The organism is Acinetobacter lwoffii (assembly GCF_019343495.1).
Lineage (GTDB): Bacteria > Pseudomonadota > Gammaproteobacteria > Pseudomonadales > Moraxellaceae > Acinetobacter > Acinetobacter lwoffii_P.
On record NZ_CP072549.1, the window covers coordinates 1858082 to 1875748 of the forward strand.

General features: G+C 43.7%; 13 protein-coding genes. 1 reads left to right on the forward strand and 12 read right to left on the reverse strand.

Features of this window, described 5'->3' with window-relative positions; all coding sequences use genetic code 11:
* The first annotated feature begins 18 nt into the window (after nt 1-18).
* Entirely contained in the window at nt 19-483 is a 465-nt protein-coding gene (gene bfr / locus J7649_RS08855) for a heteropolymeric bacterioferritin subunit Bfr (RefSeq protein ID WP_005101322.1), read from the forward strand.
* Nucleotides 484-532: 49 nt separating this feature from the next.
* On the opposite strand, the gene J7649_RS08860 is transcribed toward bfr, so the two are convergent.
* The 12 genes from J7649_RS08860 to J7649_RS08915 form a co-directional block, all read right to left on the reverse strand.
* A complete protein-coding gene (locus tag J7649_RS08860) occupies nt 533-2167 on the reverse strand; it encodes a PglL family O-oligosaccharyltransferase (RefSeq protein ID WP_219307466.1) in 1635 nt (544 codons plus the stop codon).
* 87 nt (nt 2168-2254) lie between these two features.
* Nucleotides 2255-2989: a TfpX/TfpZ family type IV pilin accessory protein gene (tfpZ, locus tag J7649_RS08865; RefSeq protein ID WP_219310086.1), complete on the reverse strand. Its 735-nt coding sequence runs from the start codon at nt 2987-2989 to the stop codon at nt 2255-2257.
* A gap of 359 nt (nt 2990-3348) precedes the next feature.
* Complete coding sequence (locus J7649_RS08870; protein ID WP_219307468.1) at nt 3349-3894, reverse strand: pilin; 546 nt, start codon at nt 3892-3894, stop codon at nt 3349-3351.
* Between the two features lie 211 nt (nt 3895-4105).
* Complete coding sequence (locus J7649_RS08875) at nt 4106-4666, reverse strand: TPM domain-containing protein (protein WP_219307470.1); 561 nt, start codon at nt 4664-4666, stop codon at nt 4106-4108.
* On the reverse strand, nt 4660-5700 hold the full coding sequence (locus J7649_RS08880; RefSeq protein WP_219307472.1) for a TPM domain-containing protein: 1041 nt from the start codon (nt 5698-5700) through the stop codon (nt 4660-4662). Before J7649_RS08880 ends, J7649_RS08875 begins: the two co-directional genes overlap by 7 nt.
* 29 nt (nt 5701-5729) lie before the next feature.
* Nucleotides 5730-6320 carry a LemA family protein gene (locus J7649_RS08885; RefSeq protein ID WP_005108521.1) on the reverse strand — a complete coding sequence of 197 codons (591 nt, stop codon included), beginning with the start codon at nt 6318-6320 and terminating at the stop codon, nt 5730-5732.
* Between the two features lie 182 nt (nt 6321-6502).
* A complete protein-coding gene (locus tag J7649_RS08890; protein WP_219307474.1) occupies nt 6503-7924 on the reverse strand; it encodes an FAD-dependent oxidoreductase in 1422 nt (473 codons plus the stop codon).
* A 73-nt stretch (nt 7925-7997) separates the two neighbouring features.
* Nucleotides 7998-12473, reverse strand: a complete 4476-nt coding sequence (gene gltB / locus J7649_RS08895; RefSeq protein WP_219307477.1) for a glutamate synthase large subunit — start codon at nt 12471-12473, stop codon at nt 7998-8000.
* A 449-nt stretch (nt 12474-12922) separates the two neighbouring features.
* Nucleotides 12923-13801 carry a hypothetical protein gene (locus J7649_RS08900; protein WP_005108518.1) on the reverse strand — a complete coding sequence of 293 codons (879 nt, stop codon included), beginning with the start codon at nt 13799-13801 and terminating at the stop codon, nt 12923-12925.
* Between the two features lie 10 nt (nt 13802-13811).
* A complete protein-coding gene (gene aroB, locus J7649_RS08905) occupies nt 13812-14891 on the reverse strand; it encodes a 3-dehydroquinate synthase (RefSeq protein WP_219307479.1) in 1080 nt (359 codons plus the stop codon).
* Nucleotides 14892-14919: 28 nt separating this feature from the next.
* Nucleotides 14920-15456 (reverse strand): shikimate kinase AroK, encoded by a 537-nt coding sequence (aroK, locus tag J7649_RS08910; protein ID WP_005094320.1) that lies wholly within the window; start codon nt 15454-15456, stop codon nt 14920-14922.
* A 36-nt stretch (nt 15457-15492) separates the two neighbouring features.
* Complete coding sequence (locus J7649_RS08915; protein WP_219307481.1) at nt 15493-17658, reverse strand: type IV pilus secretin PilQ; 2166 nt, start codon at nt 17656-17658, stop codon at nt 15493-15495.
* Between the last annotated feature and the right edge of the window lie 9 nt (nt 17659-17667).

Genomic DNA, 17667 nt, shown 5'->3' on the forward strand with positions numbered 1-17667 from the left:
TCCAAATGGAGTTATGCGATGAAAGGCAATCGTGATGTGATTAATCAGCTCAATCAGGTGTTGTATCACCACTTAACTGCCATTAACCAGTATTTCCTGCATTCGCGCATGTTTAATGACTGGGGCATTGAGAAACTGGGCTCGGCAGAATATAAAGAATCCATTGTTCAGATGAAACATGCTGATAAAATTATTGAACGTATTTTATTTTTGGAAGGTCTGCCAAATTTACAAAATCTGGGCAAACTGTATATCGGTCAGCATACTCAAGAAGTGCTGCATTGTGATGTGCGCAAAGTCAAAGAGAATATTGAAGCCATCCAGAAAGCTGTCGCACTGGCTGAAACCCAAATGGATTATGTGACGCGTGATCTGGTTCAGGAAATTCTAGAGAAAGAAGAAAATTATCTGGATTGGACAACGACACAAATTGATCTGATCGAAAGCATTGGCATTGAAAACTATATTCAAAGTCAGCTCTAAACTCAAAATTAAGACAAGAAAAAGCCAGCATCTACTGGCTTTTTTGTATTTAGCGAGGTACATCCTGCGTTAATTCTTCATAACTCATTTCAGTTTTCTGAATGGTCTTTAAGCGTTGCAGCTGGTGCTTGGCTTCCGCCTCATATCCATTAAAAGCTAAAAGTTTGGCATATTTGATCAGGTTATATTTAGTCGGATAACTCAAGACCATTTGTTCACCTTCCAGAATCTGATCAGCAGATGCCTTGCTATAAGGATTCAGACGAATCCAGGCAATGCGATGATTAAACTCGGTCAGCAAATAAATTGGTTTTTCATTGGTGATTTTTTCCGGCTGTTTTTCATAACGAATACTTTGTCCAAGTTTTGGTACTACAACGTCATAATCCCGATAAATCACAATCAATAAAAGCAATCCGACAGCAAAAATGAATTTCATGCCGATTGATGGCATAACTATTATTTTAATTTTTGGATTTTGTGCCAGAACTGTACCCAGAATAAAACCCACCGGTAACAGGAAATAGGCATAATGCTGTGGAAACTCAAACATGGCATGCGTCACAAAAGCCCCGATCATCAAGATCCCGATGACAGACTCTGGCGTGTTGACCCAGCGCTGCAACTGATAACCCAAATAACCAAAGTACGCCAAAAACGGCAGACCGATGATCAACCCATTCCAGAGTAAAAAGTCCAGAATAAAATTATGCGCGCTACGAATCCAGACCGGGCCTTGTACTGTATCGCTAATCGAGACAAAAGCGATACTGGTCTGATACCAACCATAGCCAAACCATGGTTGCGCCTGAATTGCCGCTAGCATTTGCTGCCAGATGGCAAGTCGTGACATATCTCCGGTGGCACGCGACACCACATCCCGGCTTTGTACCACGTCCGTATCCATCGCCTGTGCAGCGAGCTGACTGAGTAATGGAAAAGCACCAATACAAGCAACAAAGAAGATAAACCAAGCGATACTGTAATACCATTTCAGGCGAATAATACCTTTAAATTGATAAAAAGCCAGATAAAGCATAATCGCAATCGCAGCGACCCAAGCAGTACGTGACTGGCTTAAAGCCACTCCCATAACAATCACAGCAGCGCAGGCAAATAGCCATTTGGTCTGGATTTTTTTCTTTTCATAAAGGTACAGACAGCTCATCAATGCCATGACGAGAAAAGTCGCCATATTATTGGGCTGGGCGAAGTTGGCATAGGGCCGTTGAGTACCACTGATATTCACCATCCCCGGTAAAGTTGCATCCAGATTTGTCCACTGGCAAAGTGCAATGATGCCCGTGACAGTACCTGAAGCCAGAAACACATAACTCAGATTAGCGAAAGTTTCTTCTCGGTTATAGTTTCCTGTTGATAAGTTATAACCGAGTACACTTGCCAGCCAAAAGCTTAAGACGAAAATATAGCCCATCATGGCGATACTAAAAAAGAACACCTGCCCTGCCAGAAAATGTATAAATGGTACACAGGCAAGTAGTAATAAAGGTAAGCTAATAGTTGGGACTTTTAGTTTTTCTTTTAGACAGATAGCTGCAAGAGTGAATAACGCAAAGAAGGCATACAATTCACCCGTATAAGTCACCCAAGGGCGGTAATGGATCGGCATGAGCCATGCGAGGGAGATGAGGATTGCTGCGATAAGGGCAAGCGTGAATTTCATGGAAATATCAGGCGGTAGAAGTTTGGCACATGATAAACAAAAAAGCAGATTAAGGGTTAATCTGCTTTTTGATCCTTCACACATAAGTTAGTTCCATGGGCGGAGGTTAACGATTTTGATCACTTCGGCTGTTTCTTTCTTAATTAAAACCACCATATCGACTGCACTAGCTTTTAGCGGTACCCAAGCATCTGCATTTGGATATTTTGCTAAAGTTTTTTCAACTTCTGTTTTTGAGTTGTACTGTTCCAATTCTTTAAGGGGCAATGCACGTTGTTGAATTTGAGTTTTGGCTTGAGTCAGTTCTACATAGCGTTCTGGACGTTGAGCAACAGAAATACCATCAAATATTTCTGCAAACATTTCATTATTGCGTTGTTGTGTATCTTTTGCAAATTCAGTAGAAACATATTGCGGTTTAAACCATGAAGGTTGTTGGAATTGTGGCTGGGCTTGCTGAATATTAATATCAACTAATTCATTTTTGCGTACAAGTTCAAAGCGATCTACATTATAAACCAACCATGCAGGACGACCTTGTTCTAGATTATACAATCCATATACCAATGCTGATATTTGCAAAAGAATAACGACACTTAAATCAAATTTTAGTGATTTTTTGCCTTCCCTATAAACCAAAAGTCCAAGTAGAGGTCCGACAATAATATCAATTAGAATTAACATCAAAAATATTTGTGTAACACCAACTGCAGTTGCTAACGGCTGTGGATACCAGACTCCAAAAACTAATCCAATTACTGCTAGTACAATAAATATGGAAATTCCCAAATGACTAAGAAAGAATCGAATACGTTTAGATATGATCAAATTACAACCTTGCTACTGTGTACTTAGCATTTCAAAAAACTTTGATTTAATTTCAGATTTTGTAATTTCATACAAAAGATCTTCTAAATCAGCTTTATTTTGGTGTTTAAAATCCCCTACGACTTCAGAGTGAGCATGATAAAATTCTAATAATTTTTCACTATGTTTTAAAACAACAATTAAGTCACTATCTTCAACAGAATTGGCTTTAGAAATAGTTTTAATCTCAAAATTTAGTCCCTGATATAGATATAATTCTTTTCTAATTATTTTTCTCCTATTTATTTTAAAATAATTAATTAAAAAGACTGGCGAACCAGTCTTTTATTTAATCTCTAGTTAAAAACTAAAAATTAACGACACTCTGAAGGAGCATATTTAGCTGGTAAAGCAGTAGCAGCAGCAGGAGCACCTTTAGCAAAGCCTCGAGCAGTTGCTTGTCCAGTAGTAGAAGACATACAAGCCCATTGTACTGAGCCTGAAAGCCCTGCAGCTAATGCTGCGCCAGCTGTACTACCAGCCGTAGCTTTAATATAAGGCGCCATTACAATTGTTTTTTGACGTGCATCTGTCGGTAAACTAGTATCAGCAGTCGTAGTTAGAGTTAATGTACCTGTAAGAGGTGCAGCTGCAATAGACTGTAAATATTTGCTTACGGGAGCTGTTGCTGAGCCTTGAGTTACAGCTGTTGCGGCAGATGCTACACCAACCATACCATTAGTTTGAAAACCTTCACTAATTGCAGATTTAGCAGATGCACCTGCTACAACTACTTCAGAAATTTTGGCACGTACTGTATAATCTTGATAAGCAGGAATCGCTACCGCAGCCAAAATACCGATAATCGCTACAACAATCATTAATTCAATAAGGGTAAAACCCTTTTGTACTGTATTCATAACATTCTCCACAAATGTTTTTTGTTTATTTATAAGCCTAAAGAAAAAGCTCATTTAGCTTAATTTTATATTTAGCACGAAGTGTGCCAAGTTTTATTATAATAAAATTAACAGAAAAAACAGCACTTTAAAAAAATATTTTTATTTTTGTAATTTTTATGTTTTATTTTGTGTAACTAACTGACAAAAAATGTCAGTTAATTGACTAAAATCACCCCAGAATAATCGGTTTATTCCCTAATTCATTCTTTAAATCATCTATTTTTCGATCATAGTACTGATCTAACACCTCTCCAATTTGCTTTACCCCTTCAATTACACCCTCTTTAAACTTCTGCTGAGCCAGATTTTGAATGATGCTTTGACAGATTTCATCCCAGACCTGCTGGGTTGTCGCATTCTTAATTCCCCGATCAATCACAATTTCAACCTTGTGCTCGCAGAGGTTCAAATACAGGAGTACCCCACTGTTATATTCGGTATCCCAAACCCCAATTTCAGCAAATAACTGACGGGCACGACAAAGTGTATCCTGATAATAAGCAGATCGTGAAGGTAGACAGCCTTCAATCACCACCTGAATCTCCCCCACATGTCCATGCTCGGCCTCTTCAACCGCCACTGCAATCGCATGCTGATCCTGCTTGGAAAAAAAACGCTTGGTTGCCGGCATATAAAAGAAATGTTTTAACCAGCGCTTAATACTCGGCTGCGCATGTTCTTCCAACTTCGGCCGCGTGACAATTTCTGTTGTATCTGTAGTTGTTACCATGAGCCTGATGCTCCTCCCCCGCCAAATCCACCACCGCCACCGCCGAAGCCGCCGCCCCCAAAACCACCACGACCACTACCGCCGCGGCCACCACCTGCCATAAAGGCATGTAAAATCAGCTGGGCAAGCGAGGTGACCAATAAAAAGAATACCCCGGCACCAATCATTAAACTGGCAATTAAACCCATGCCATTGACCAGACCGGCAGCTGTCCCTGCAACTGCGGCAGTCGCAGCACTGAGTTTTCTGCCAAAAATCATGGAACCCATGACACCCGCAATAATAATGAAGATGACACTCCCAAAAGTAGCTTGCGATGCTTTTTGAGCTTGATAAGCTTGCTCCTGGCGCTCTTTGATTTCATCCGCTGCCTGTGCAGCAATTTCAGGATCTAAATTTAAAATACGTTCAATTTCGGTTAGTCCGGAATCAATGCCTTGTGCATACTGACCTTGCTTAAAAAATGGCGTAATTTTGTCATGAATAATACGGCCAGCTACAATATCGGGTAGAATCCCCTCCAAGCCATAACCGGTCAAAATTTGAATACGGCGATCATTAATAGCAATGGTCATCAATAAACCATTATCGCGTTTGGCTGAACCGAGTTGCCAGGCGTCAGCCACGCGCATGGAATAATCAAAAATATCTTCTTGCCCTGTGGTCGGAACAATGACTACACCTATTTGCCCTTTGCCTTCATTATAAAGTTTCAAAATACGCTGACTGAGTTGCTGTTTTTCAGCGGGACTAAGTAAATTTGCCTGATCAATGACCGGTTCATTCAGGCTTGGTAAGTCGCGCTGAAACTGCCCTTCCGCCATGTCATTGGCAATTTGCGGCTGTGATGCTGCTGCAGTTTCTGTATTTTGGGCTGGAGTATTTTGATTATTTTTAGGCTGTAAGATTTCACGGGCTACGATGACTTCTTCAGTATCTGTAGCCGTCGCCGTTTCTGCTGAAACAAGTGTTGTCATTCCCATGCCCAACATAAGAATCAAACTAGCACAGTATTTCAGCAGTATTTCAGGCATCTGATCTCTCACTTATCTACAGATATTACTTATTCAAAGGAAACCGTTGGTGCTTTCTGTGCACTTTGCTCGGCGCTAAAGTTCGGTTTGGTGTCCATACCAATCACTTTGGCGGTCATGACTTGCGGGAACTGGCGCGCATAAGAGTTGAAGTCCTGTACTGTCGTAATATAACGGTTACGTGCCACTGCAATCCGGTTTTCAGTTCCTTCTAGCTGCACCTGTAAATCACGGAACTGCTGGTTCGCTTTCAAATCTGGATAATTCTCAGTGACGGCTAAAAGACGAGACAAGGCACTGGTCATCTGGGCCTGTGCTTCCTGATAGCGTTGGAATAGTTCAGGATCTTCTAGTACTTCACGATCTACTTTCAGGCCGGCAACATTGGCACGTGCTTGGGTCACTTCTGTTAAGACCTGCTCTTCATGCGAGGCATAGCCTTTGACCACATTGACCAGATTAGGCACCAAATCGGCACGGCGCTGATACTGGTTCTGCACTTCAGACCAGGCTGCCGTTACGGCTTCATCTTTGACTTGTAAGGTGTTATAGCCGCAACCACTCAGGGTCAAGGTACTGGCTAGCATTAAGGCGATAAGAGATTGTTTAAATACACGCATGATATCTTGTCCTCAATTCTTTATTAATATTTATATAATTAATTTGATTTTAAACAGTATTTTCTAAAGTTTTGTTACTTTTTATAATCTTTTTAAGGGCCTCTCTTTAAGTTAGACAATATCCAAAAATAAAAAACCCGCCGTAGCGGGTTGTTTGAATGACTTCAGTGAATTTTCAACTGTTAAACATCCAGATAATCCAGAATCCCTTCAGCTGCCTGACGGCCTTCCCAGATTGCGGTTACCACCAGATCAGAACCGCGAACCATGTCACCACCAGCAAAGATTTTTGGATTCGAGGTCTGGAATTTGTATTGTTGCTGCTCAGCGGCAACGACACGACCTGAACCATCCAGATTAATCTCGACATCTGCAAACCAGTCCGCTGGGCTGGTACGGAAACCAAAGGCAAGCAATACAGCATCCGCAGGCAAAATTTCTTCTGAACCTGGAATTGGTTCCGGGCTACGGCGACCACGGCTATCTGGCTCACTCAACTGAGTCGTAACGAATTTCACCCCCGTCACTTTACCATTTTCACCCACGATTTCGATTGGCTGACGGTTAAACTGGAATTCCACCCCTTCTTCACGCGCATTTTTTACTTCACGACGTGAACCCGGCATATTTTCTTCATCACGACGGTAAGCACATACAACAGACTCAGCACCCTGACGAATTGAGGTACGGTTACAGTCCATAGCTGTATCACCACCGCCTAAAACGATGACTTTCTTGCCTTCAACACTGATATATTCAGACGGATTTTTTTCCCAGCCTTGGCAACGATTGACATTGGCAATCAGGAAATCTAGTGCATCATACACACCATCCAGATCTTCACCGGCAAAACCACCTTTCATATAAGTATAGGTGCCCATACCCATGAATACAGCATCGTAGTCAGCCAGTAATTGGTCAATCGTCACATCTGTACCAATTTCAGTATTCAGACGGAATTCAACACCCATACCTGTAAAGATTTCACGACGGCGTTTCATCACGTCTTTTTCCATCTTGAATTCTGGAATACCGAAAGTCAGCAGACCACCGATTTCAGGACGTTTGTCGAATACCACTGGTTTAACGCCATTACGTACCAGAATGTCTGCGCAGCCTAAGCCTGCAGGACCCGCGCCAATGATGGCAACTTTTTTATCAGTCCATTTTACTGAAGACATATCTGGACGCCAGCCCAATGCAAAAGCAGTGTCATTAATATATTTTTCTGCATTACCAATCGTTACCGCACCAAAACCATCATTCAGGGTACACGCCCCTTCACACAGACGGTCTTGCGGACAAACACGACCACAAACTTCTGGCAAGGTGTTGGTCTGGTGACACAGTTCAGCCGCCTGAAACAACCGGCCTTCAGACACCAGTTTTAACCAGTTTGGAATATAGTTATGTACCGGACATTTCCACTCACAGTAAGGGTTACCACAGCCTAGACAGCGATGTGTCTGATTGGCTGCAATTTCCGCGGTATAAGGCTTATAAATTTCCACAAATTCTGCTTTGCGGACATCAATCTCTTTTTTCTCTGGATCTTGGCGTGCGACATCCAGGAATTGAAAGTCATTATTCAGGCGTTCTGCCATGTCTCTCTCCGTGGGGAGATGTAAGGGGGTTCACAGTTGCCTTACATCTGCCTATGTTTCTGCAGTAGTGGAATTATTGTGGATCAGCTTGAGTTGTTTTTAACAGCGTTTGCAAATTGGCTGCTTTTGGTTTTACCAACCAGAACTTGCGGCTGTAGAAGTCAAACTCATGGCGGATCTTGTACGCCCAAGCACTACCCGTTTCTTTAATATGTTCATCCAGGATACGACCCAGGAAGGCTTTATGCTCTTCCATCGCTTCCGTAGAAATACGATTCAGCTCAATCAGCTCGTGGTTATAATGATCAACGAAGTCATTATCCAGATCAAGTACATAAGCAAAACCACCAGTCATACCTGCACCGAAGTTATGCCCAACCTTACCCAGCACTGTCACAATACCACCGGTCATATATTCACAGCAGTGATCACCTGCACCTTCAATCACGGCAAATGCACCCGAGTTACGCACCGCGAAACGCTCGCCCGCTGTACCCGCTGCATATAACTTACCGCCAGTCGCACCGTACAAACAGGTATTCCCAATAATCGCGGTATTTTGGGTTTGGAATGGCGAACCTTTTGGCGGGAAGATCGAGATGCGACCGCCAGCCATGCCTTTACCGACATAGTCATTGGCATCGCCTTCTAGGCTGATATGTAGACCACCAGCATTCCAGACCCCCAGCGACTGACCCGCAGTACCATTCAGGTGAACTTTCACCGGATGGGCTTCCATGCTCAGGTTGCCATAGCGTTTCGCAATTTCACCAGATAGACGGGCACCAATCGAACGGTCACAGTTACCGATCGTAAAGCTATATTCACCGCCAGTTCCCGCTTCAATCGCAGGCAGAATCTCATCTACCATCTTTTCAGCCAGAATGCCTTTATCAAATGGCGCATTGCCCTGTACTTCGCAGTACTGTGCTTTACCTTCTGCAGCAGGATGCGACTCCAGCAATTTGCTTAAATCAAGATGTGCATGCTTTTCAGTTTCACCCGGCAAAACTTCCAGCAGATCCGTACGGCCAATCAGGTCTTTCAGACTCGATACCCCAAGTGCTGCCAGCCATTCACGGGTTTCTTCAGCAATAAAGGTGAAGAAGTTGATCAGCATTTGTGGCTCGCCAATATAATGCTCTTGACGTAAATGATCTTGCTGGGTTGCTACACCGGTTGCACAGTTATTCAAGTGGCAGATACGCAGGTATTTACAACCCAAGGCAATCATTGGGGTTGAACCAAAGCCGAAGCTTTCTGCACCCAAAATTGCTGCTTTGACAACATCCAGACCGGTTTTCAGACCGCCATCTGTCTGTACGCGAACTTTACCACGCAGGTCATTCACACGAAGGGCCTGATGCGCCTCAGAAAGCCCCAGTTCCCACGGTGAACCTGCATGATGAATTGAAGAAAGTGGAGAAGCCGCTGTACCACCATCATAACCAGAAATGGTAATGAAATCGGCATACGCTTTCGCCACACCTGCCGCAATCGTACCGACACCTGGTTCAGAAACCAGCTTAACTGACACCATCGCCTGTGGGTTAACCTGTTTTAAATCAAAGATCAACTGTGATAAATCTTCAATTGAATAGATGTCGTGATGCGGAGGTGGCGAAATCAGGGTAACGCCCGGTACAGAGTAACGTAAACGGGCAATGAGACCATTCACTTTACCACCCGGCAACTGACCACCTTCACCTGGTTTTGCACCTTGCGCGACTTTAATCTGGAGAACTTCTGCTGATGTTAAATAAGCAGGCGTTACACCAAAACGGCCCGATGCAATTTGTTTGATTTTCGAGTTGCGGATAGTACCGTAACGCGCTGGATCTTCACCGCCCTCACCTGAGTTCGAGCGACCACCAATCGTGTTCATGGCAATCGCAATCGCTTCATGTGCTTCAGGGGACAGTGCACCCAAAGACATGCCGGCAGAGTCAAAGCGAGGCAGGATCTTTTCCACAGATTCCACTTGTTCGACTGGAATCGAATTATCTGTTTTTAGTTTGAACAGGTCACGAATCGTGGCGATCGGACGATTGTTCACCAATTCTGCATATTCTTTAAAATCTGCGTAGTTCCCAGAACGTACTGCTTTATGCAGTGAGTTGATCACGTCTGGGTTAAAGGCATGGTATTCCTTGCCGAATACAAATTTCAGCAGACCGCCCTGATCAATTGGCTTACGATTTTTCCAGGCAATATCCGCCAACTGTTTCTGATCATTTTCAAGATCAATAAAGGTTGCACCCTGAATACGGCTTGGTACACCGATGAAGCATTTATCCACTACTTCATTGGATAAGCCCACTGCTTCAAACAGCTGACCGCCACGGTAAGAGGCAACTGTTGAAATACCCATCTTAGACAGGACTTTCAGCAAGCCTTTTTCAATACCCTTACGGAAGTTGTTTTGCGCATAAATCGGGTCACCCAATAATTCACCTTTCGCGACCAGATCATTGATCACGTCATAAGCCAGGTACGGGTAGATGGCTGTCGCACCAAAACCAAGTAGCACGGCAAACTGATGTGGATCACGGGCAAAACCGGTTTCAACAATCAGGTTGGCATCGGTACGCAAACCAGTCTTGATCAGGTGATGATGCACCGCACCGGTGATCATAAAGGCATTGGCAGGCAAGTAACCTTCACGGATTTTCTTGTCGGAAAGCACTAGTAAGGTTTTACCATCACGAATGGCTTGTGCAGATTCTTCACAAATACGCGTAATCGCTGCTTCCAGACCTTCGGTTTCAGCATAGTTCAAGTCAATATCTGCAATTTCATAACCGGCACGACCCAGCGTACGGATCTGATGCATTTTCGAATTAGAAAGTACAGGACTGGAAATGATCAAGCGGTCTGCATGCTCAGACCCTTGCTCAAAGACGTTTTGTTCACGACCTAAACAGGTTTCCAGTGACATCACAATCGATTCACGTAGCGGATCGATCGGCGGGTTGGTCACCTGTGCAAACTGCTGGCGGAAATAATCCGACACATGGCGCACCTGACGAGACAATACTGCCATTGGGGTATCATCACCCATTGAACCTACAGCTTCCTGACCGCTTTCAGCAATCGGACGCAATAACTGGTCACGCTCTTCAAAGGTCACCATGAACATTTTTTGTGCCGCTTTCAGGCCATCACCTTTTAAGCCTTGATCACATAAATATTCTTCCAGCTCTGGACTGCCTTGCAAACGCACAGAATTTTCACGTAACCATTCACGGTATGGACGCATACGTTTCAGATGATTATTGACATCTTGCGTATCCAGTACCTTGCCAGTCTGCGTGTCGATGACTAGCATCTGGCCTGGGCCGACACGGCCTTTAGAAATCACATCTTCAGGTTGGTAACCCCATACGCCAATTTCAGAAGCCAGCGTGATATAACCATTTTTGGTAATCACCCAACGCGCAGGACGCAGACCGTTACGATCCAGCATACAGATCGCATGACGCCCATCCTGAATCACCAAACCTGCAGGACCATCCCAGGCTTCCATGTGTTTTGAGTTGAATTCGTAGAAAGCACGAAGATCAGCATCAAGCGTTTCCACGTTCTGCCAGGCAGGCGGAACCAGCATACGGAGTGCACGGAACAGATCCATGCCACCGCCAACCAGAATCTCCAGCATGTTGTCCAGGCTTGAAGAATCTGAACCGGTACGGTTCACAATTGGATTTAGTTCAGTTAAACCTGGCAATAATGGATTTTCAAATTTCGGCACACGCGCCATGGCCCAGTTACGGTTCGCGGTAATAGTGTTGATTTCACCATTGTGCGCCAGGTAACGGAACGGTTGTGCCAACGGCCAGCGTGGCAAGGTATTGGTCGAGAAGCGCTGATGGAAAACCACAATATGTGATTCCAAACGTGGATCAGCCAGATCTGTATAAAAATCTGCAATCGCTTCTGGCATCATCAAGCCTTTATAGCTGATCACTGTTGAACATAAAGTAGTGACATAGAAAGACGTATCATTCACCAACAATTGTTCTGTACGACGACGTGCCAGGAATAACTTACGGTTAAATTCAACCTCAGTCACACCCATTGGACAGTTAACAATAATCTGTTCAAATGCCGGCATCGATTGCAATGCAATTTCACCCAGTGCATCGACATTGGTCGGAATTACACGCCAAGCCAGAACGATTAAACCTTCAGCTTCAATCTCTTTGTTTAAAACCTGTTTGGCATGTGCAGCAAGTGCCGGATCAAGATTTAGAAACACCGAACCCACAGCAAACACTTCACTTAAGGTGGTATCACTTAAGCGTTTCGCTTCTTCACGGAAGAATTTTTTCGGCATCGCCAAGAGCAAGCCACAACCATCCCCGGTTTTGCCATCCGCGGCAATACCACCACGGTGGGTCATACAACTCAAACTATGAATCGCGGTCTTGACGAGATCATGGCTAGCATCACCCTGCATATGGGCGATCAAACCGAAACCACAGTTATCTTTAAACTCATCCGGTTGGTATAAACCTTGAGCGGGAGCTACATTGTTAGGCGATGGCATGTGCATAGCGTACCCTTCTTTCACGAAGCCTCAACAGGCTGTTAAACAATCTAAATTTTTCTCTGCGCTGGCGTCTAATGGACTTTCGAAGACCGTCTTGGTAGAGCAAAACTATTTTTCTTTATTTCTTCAGACTAGTCCTTTTTTAGACTAAATGCATAACAAATAAAGTTTATTCTGCTCATGAATAACATAAAAATCTGGAATAAATATGACATTCATATGGTGTCATCGAATCATTTTTCGCGCTAAAACAGGGAGATTAATTCAATTCATGCACCAATAAAGCAAATTCCATGCCAACAAACAGCGCATAAATTAAAACAATACAGATGACAAAGATTTAGCGCAGAACAGCACTCTAAGGGTTAATTTTAATGTGCATTTTTTGCACCAAAAGCGCTCATTTTTAATTCTGTAATTTTTTGGATGCGCTATTTTAGACCGGACTAATTAAATGGATCACTAATCTCATTATTTTGAGGACGAGGATTACTGCCCTGAGCAGGTCGATTATTGTTATTTTGCGGTTGAGGCGTGCCTTCTACAGCACTTTCAGATTTCTGTACATCGACCACATTTCCCGATGAATCACGGCGCACAATTGTGGTACTGGTAGTCGCAGCATCAGAGCTACGCGGCTTGGACTCAGTTTGGGTTTGCTGCTGTCTAAGTCGTACCGATTCATCTACTTTCGGCAAAGGCACATTTTTCAAACGAATTTCGTAAAGCTTTTGATTACTAGCCAATTCCTCTGAACCCAGATTATTGACCAGACTAACATATTGCTGCATTGCTACAACTTCAGGCTTGACTGAGGCCGGTAAATTTAACTTCAGTGTAGATAAAGCCTGATTGGCTTGCGCCGCCGTCTTATATTGACCATATAACAATACATATTGTTCTGGCTGATTTTCACCCGAGATTCTTAAATAAATAAAAGGTTTACGATCGGACTGTTTTTTAAGAAAACTTTTTAAAATGGCTTCATTGGTCACACGAAATAATTCAATGGCGTGCTGGTTTTTCGCTTCATTGACAAATTTGGTACCACGGAATTCCGGCTCATGACTGGCATTCACGACGGTACGCGTATTTAGGTCCAGTGGTTTCACTTCCTGAAAAAGTGCACCAAGATGGGTCATTGTGGCGACTTTTTCTGGTTGAATCTGCAACTGAACTTCAGTTTCAGGCTTTTTTTCAATTTCGACGACATCATCTGAATCAGTCACCGCCCAAAAGACCAAGGCAGCAAATAGGCAGCATACACCACAGACCAGCCAGAAATAATGCTGAATCTTTTGCCAAGGAGTATGTAATGCTGCCATAAAACTAAACCTATGCCTGACTGGCTAAAATTGCCTGTTTCATTAACTCGAGATCAAAGTCTCGGGTAATCACTGCTTCGCCTAATTGCTTTAATAACACCAGACGCAATTGTCCATTTAAGACTTTTTTGTCATGGGCCATATAGGCCAGAAAATCATCCAGAGGGATTTTAGGACAAACCACAGGAAGTTTGGCACGAGAAATGATTTTTTTTGTACGTTCTAAATCTTCTTGAGAAATCCAACCCATACGCTGTGACAGATCCGCAGCCATCACCATACCGGTGGCAACAGCCTCGCCATGTAGCCAGACACCATACCCCAGATAAGATTCAATCGCATGTCCAAAAGTATGCCCCAGATTCAATAGAGCACGTTCCCCTTGCTCTTTTTCATCATTGGCGACAATCCGGGCCTTGTGCGCACAGGAACGATAAACGGCCTCAGCCAGTAGTTTCTCATCACGACTGACCAGAGCATCCATATTCTCTTCAAGCCAGAGCAGAAATGATTCATCACCGAGTAGCGCATATTTAATCACTTCAGCCAAACCCGCCGCAAGTTCACGATCGGGTAAAGTAGAAAGTTGCGACATATCGGCCAGCACCACTTGCGGTTGCTGGAACGCACCAATCATGTTTTTACCCTGTGGATGATTAATCCCGGTTTTTCCACCGACACTGGAATCGACTTGAGACAGTAAAGTCGTCGGTACCTGAATGAAATACACGCCACGCTGGAAACATGCCGAAGCAAAACCGGCCATATCGCCAATCACACCACCACCGAGCGCAAGCACCGTACAGTCCCGGTTAAAACCAGCTTCAAGCAATGCATCAAAGATCAGATTCAGATGCTGGCTATCCTTATATTTTTCACCATCGGGCAAAATACAGGTCGCAACATGCTTGTCTAAAGCTGCAATCGCAGTTTGATAATGCTGCAAATAAAGTGGTGCAACCGTGGTATTGCTCACAATCATCACTTGCTTGCCATGAATATAGGGAGCCAATAAGGCCTGTGGATCAAGATCGCTCCCGATAAAAATAGGGTAACGACGTTCTCCGAGTTCTACATATAAGGTTTGCATGTTTGATTAACCACTTTATTCAATGAACTTAGTTTTTGGAAGTAATGAGATTGAGAATCCGCTGCGCCAGATCTCGTGCCGCACCCTGATTGGTCTCAATGATATGATGTGCCACTTCCCGATACAAGGGATCACGAACTGCCAATAAATCACGTAACTTTTGTTCCGGATTTTCGACTTGGAGGAGTGGACGATTTTTATCGCGATAGGTACGCTGCAGTTGAATTTCAACCGGCGTATAAAGATAAACAACGATTCCGCGCTGTTTCAGATAGTCCCGATTCAAGACCTGAGTAATGGCACCACCGCCAGTGGCTAAAACTAAATGGGGGCGTGAAGTCAGTTCATTAATTACAGCAGTTTCACGGTCACGAAAACCCTGTTCCCCTTCTTTCTCAAAAATCCAGGGAATCGTCGCACCTGTTTTACGTTCAATTTCATGATCGCTATCTAGAAATTCGCGTCCTAACAATTCTGCGAGATGTCGTCCTACTGTTGTTTTACCGGCCCCCATCGGCCCTACCAAATAAAGATTTGGTAGGGTTTCAAACTCTTTGCTTGGCAAGGAGTCACCTATTCGTTTTGTTAAATTCAAAATATATTAATGATTTCTTGAAACACTGTCATTAACAATTCGAGGTGTAACGAAAATCAGCAACTCACGCTTGTTATCCGATTTTAAATCTTTACGGAATAAACGTCCTACATAAGGAATATCCCCCAAGAATGGCACCTTGGTTTGTGCATTACGGGTTTCCTGCTCAAAAATACCACCTAGAACTACTGTTTCACCATTATCAACCAAGACATTGGTATTGATCTGGTTTTTGTTAATAGTAAGCTGTCCAGTCGGTGTCGGATTACCCGGCGAATCACTGGTAATATTGAGTTCCATCTGCACTTTACCATCTGGCGTAATACTTGGCGTCACATCCAGACTTAAGGTGGCATCAATAAACTCAGTAGTGGACACAGCATTAGCACCTCCACCTTCAGCAGATTGATACGGAATTTGTGAACCAGAGGCAACAGTTGCTTTCTGCTTATCCGCAGTCAGTACTTTAGGGGTAGAAATCACCTCACCATAGCCATCTGCCTGAAGTGCAGAAAGCTCAAGATCCAGCATAAAATCCGATAGACTGATTAGACCAAAAGCAATACGACTTGCACCCGGACTGGTTACACCCAAGTCTACATTAAGGTTTTGTGGACGTTGAATCTCATAAGTATATCCACCTAAATCACTTTCTTGGGGATCTCTGAGATCCCATAACGTCGTGTCACTACCACCGACCAGAAGGCTATCATTGTTGGTAATCCCTTGAGATAGAATCCCCCACTTCACTCCCATTTCTTTGGTGAAGTCAGTGGTAGCTCGCACAATACGTGCTTCGACCATCACCTGCTTGACCTGTACATCGAGCAAGTCTACCATATTCCGGATTTTATCAATAAAGAGCTGGGTATCATTCACAATAATAGTATTGGTTCGTGCATCAATAGACACAGAGCCACGTGAACTCAATAAGCTTTCTCTCTCATCATTATTTGTAGTGTTACTCGAACTACCTGAACTAGATGCGCCTTTATTCTGCGTAATCAGTTTCTCAATATCAGCGGCTTTGGCATAACTGAGCTGCATATATTCCGTTTGGATAGGCGCAAGTGCAACACTCTGCTTAATCGCCTTAGCTTCTTCCTCTTCAGCCTTTATCAGCTCTGTAACTGGTGCGATCCAGATCACATTGCCATTGCGCCGTTTATCCAGATTTTTGGTTTTCAGCACAATATCCAGCGCCTGATCCCAAGGTACCTCTTTCAAGCGCAAAGTAATATTGCCTTGTACACTGTCTGCGGCCACCATATTAATATCAGTGAAGTCAGCTAAAAGCTGTAAAACACGACGGACTTCGATATCCTGGAAATCTAAGGAAATTTTCTTGCCGGTATAAGCCACAGTTTTAGGACGTAATGGGCTCTTAGCTTCCGGACGTTTCAAGCTGATGGTCAGCTTGTTATCAGTCTGATAAGCCATATATTCATAACTTTCCGCAGACTGAATCGTAATGACTCCTGAACCATTTTGATTCACAGCATCCACACTTGATACCGGAGTCGCAAAATCAGTCACATTAAGACGGCGGGTCAAATGAGCCGGAATCTTGGAACCTAAAGTGCGCACAATAACCTTGGTACCCTGCTGCTGTACATCAACAGGAGTATTATTCCCTAATAGATCAATAACGACCTGGCCTTCACCTTGCGCACCGCGCTGGAAACCAATATTGCTAATACCCTGAGCCGACTGTTGCTGCACAGGTTGAGCTATGGCTACAGGAGTTGCCGAATTAATTTTAAGAATAAAAGTATTGCCTTCTACTCGAGTGGTAAAGGCACCTGCATCTGTCAGATTAACCGTCAAACGGGCACGCTGTGCATCCGAAGTGACCTCCACTGAACTGGCTTCACGCGTTGCGACCGGAATTTTGCTTTGTTTTAAATTCTGTTGGGCCTTGTCAAAGTCCAGAATCAAACGTGACGGTGATTCTAATTGGTAGGCTTGTGGTTGTGGTGGCAAACCATTGAACATCACCCGAATCTCAGTTCCTTGTCCAGGAAGCTGCATGGGTACTACATTGGTCATTGAAACCTGCGCACTGGCCGCTTGCATCACTGCAATCGCAACAGCACCCATGGAAAACTGACGAAACACACGATTCATTGTATTAACATCCCCAAAAATAAATTCTTTAATACTCTTATTCATTGTTATTCC

Bases quoted from the DNA above. Each gene is read 5' to 3' on its own strand.
- aroB (WP_219307479.1), bottom strand. From the start codon at position 14,891: ATGCAAACCTTATATGTAGAACTCGGAGAACGTCGTTACCCTATTTTT.
- J7649_RS08875 (WP_219307470.1), bottom strand. From the start codon at position 4,666: ATGGTAACAACTACAGATACAACAGAAATTGTCACGCGGCCGAAGTTG.
- J7649_RS08860 (WP_219307466.1), bottom strand. From the start codon at position 2,167: ATGAAATTCACGCTTGCCCTTATCGCAGCAATCCTCATCTCCCTCGCA.
- J7649_RS08870 (WP_219307468.1), bottom strand. From the start codon at position 3,894: ATGAATACAGTACAAAAGGGTTTTACCCTTATTGAATTAATGATTGTT.
- J7649_RS08900 (WP_005108518.1), bottom strand. From the start codon at position 13,801: ATGGCAGCATTACATACTCCTTGGCAAAAGATTCAGCATTATTTCTGG.
- gltB (WP_219307477.1), bottom strand. From the start codon at position 12,473: ATGCCATCGCCTAACAATGTAGCTCCCGCTCAAGGTTTATACCAACCG.
- bfr (WP_005101322.1), top strand. From the start codon at position 19: ATGAAAGGCAATCGTGATGTGATTAATCAGCTCAATCAGGTGTTGTAT.
- J7649_RS08880 (WP_219307472.1), bottom strand. From the start codon at position 5,700: ATGCCTGAAATACTGCTGAAATACTGTGCTAGTTTGATTCTTATGTTG.
- J7649_RS08915 (WP_219307481.1), bottom strand. From the start codon at position 17,658: ATGAATAAGAGTATTAAAGAATTTATTTTTGGGGATGTTAATACAATG.
- J7649_RS08890 (WP_219307474.1), bottom strand. From the start codon at position 7,924: ATGGCAGAACGCCTGAATAATGACTTTCAATTCCTGGATGTCGCACGC.
- J7649_RS08885 (WP_005108521.1), bottom strand. From the start codon at position 6,320: ATGCGTGTATTTAAACAATCTCTTATCGCCTTAATGCTAGCCAGTACC.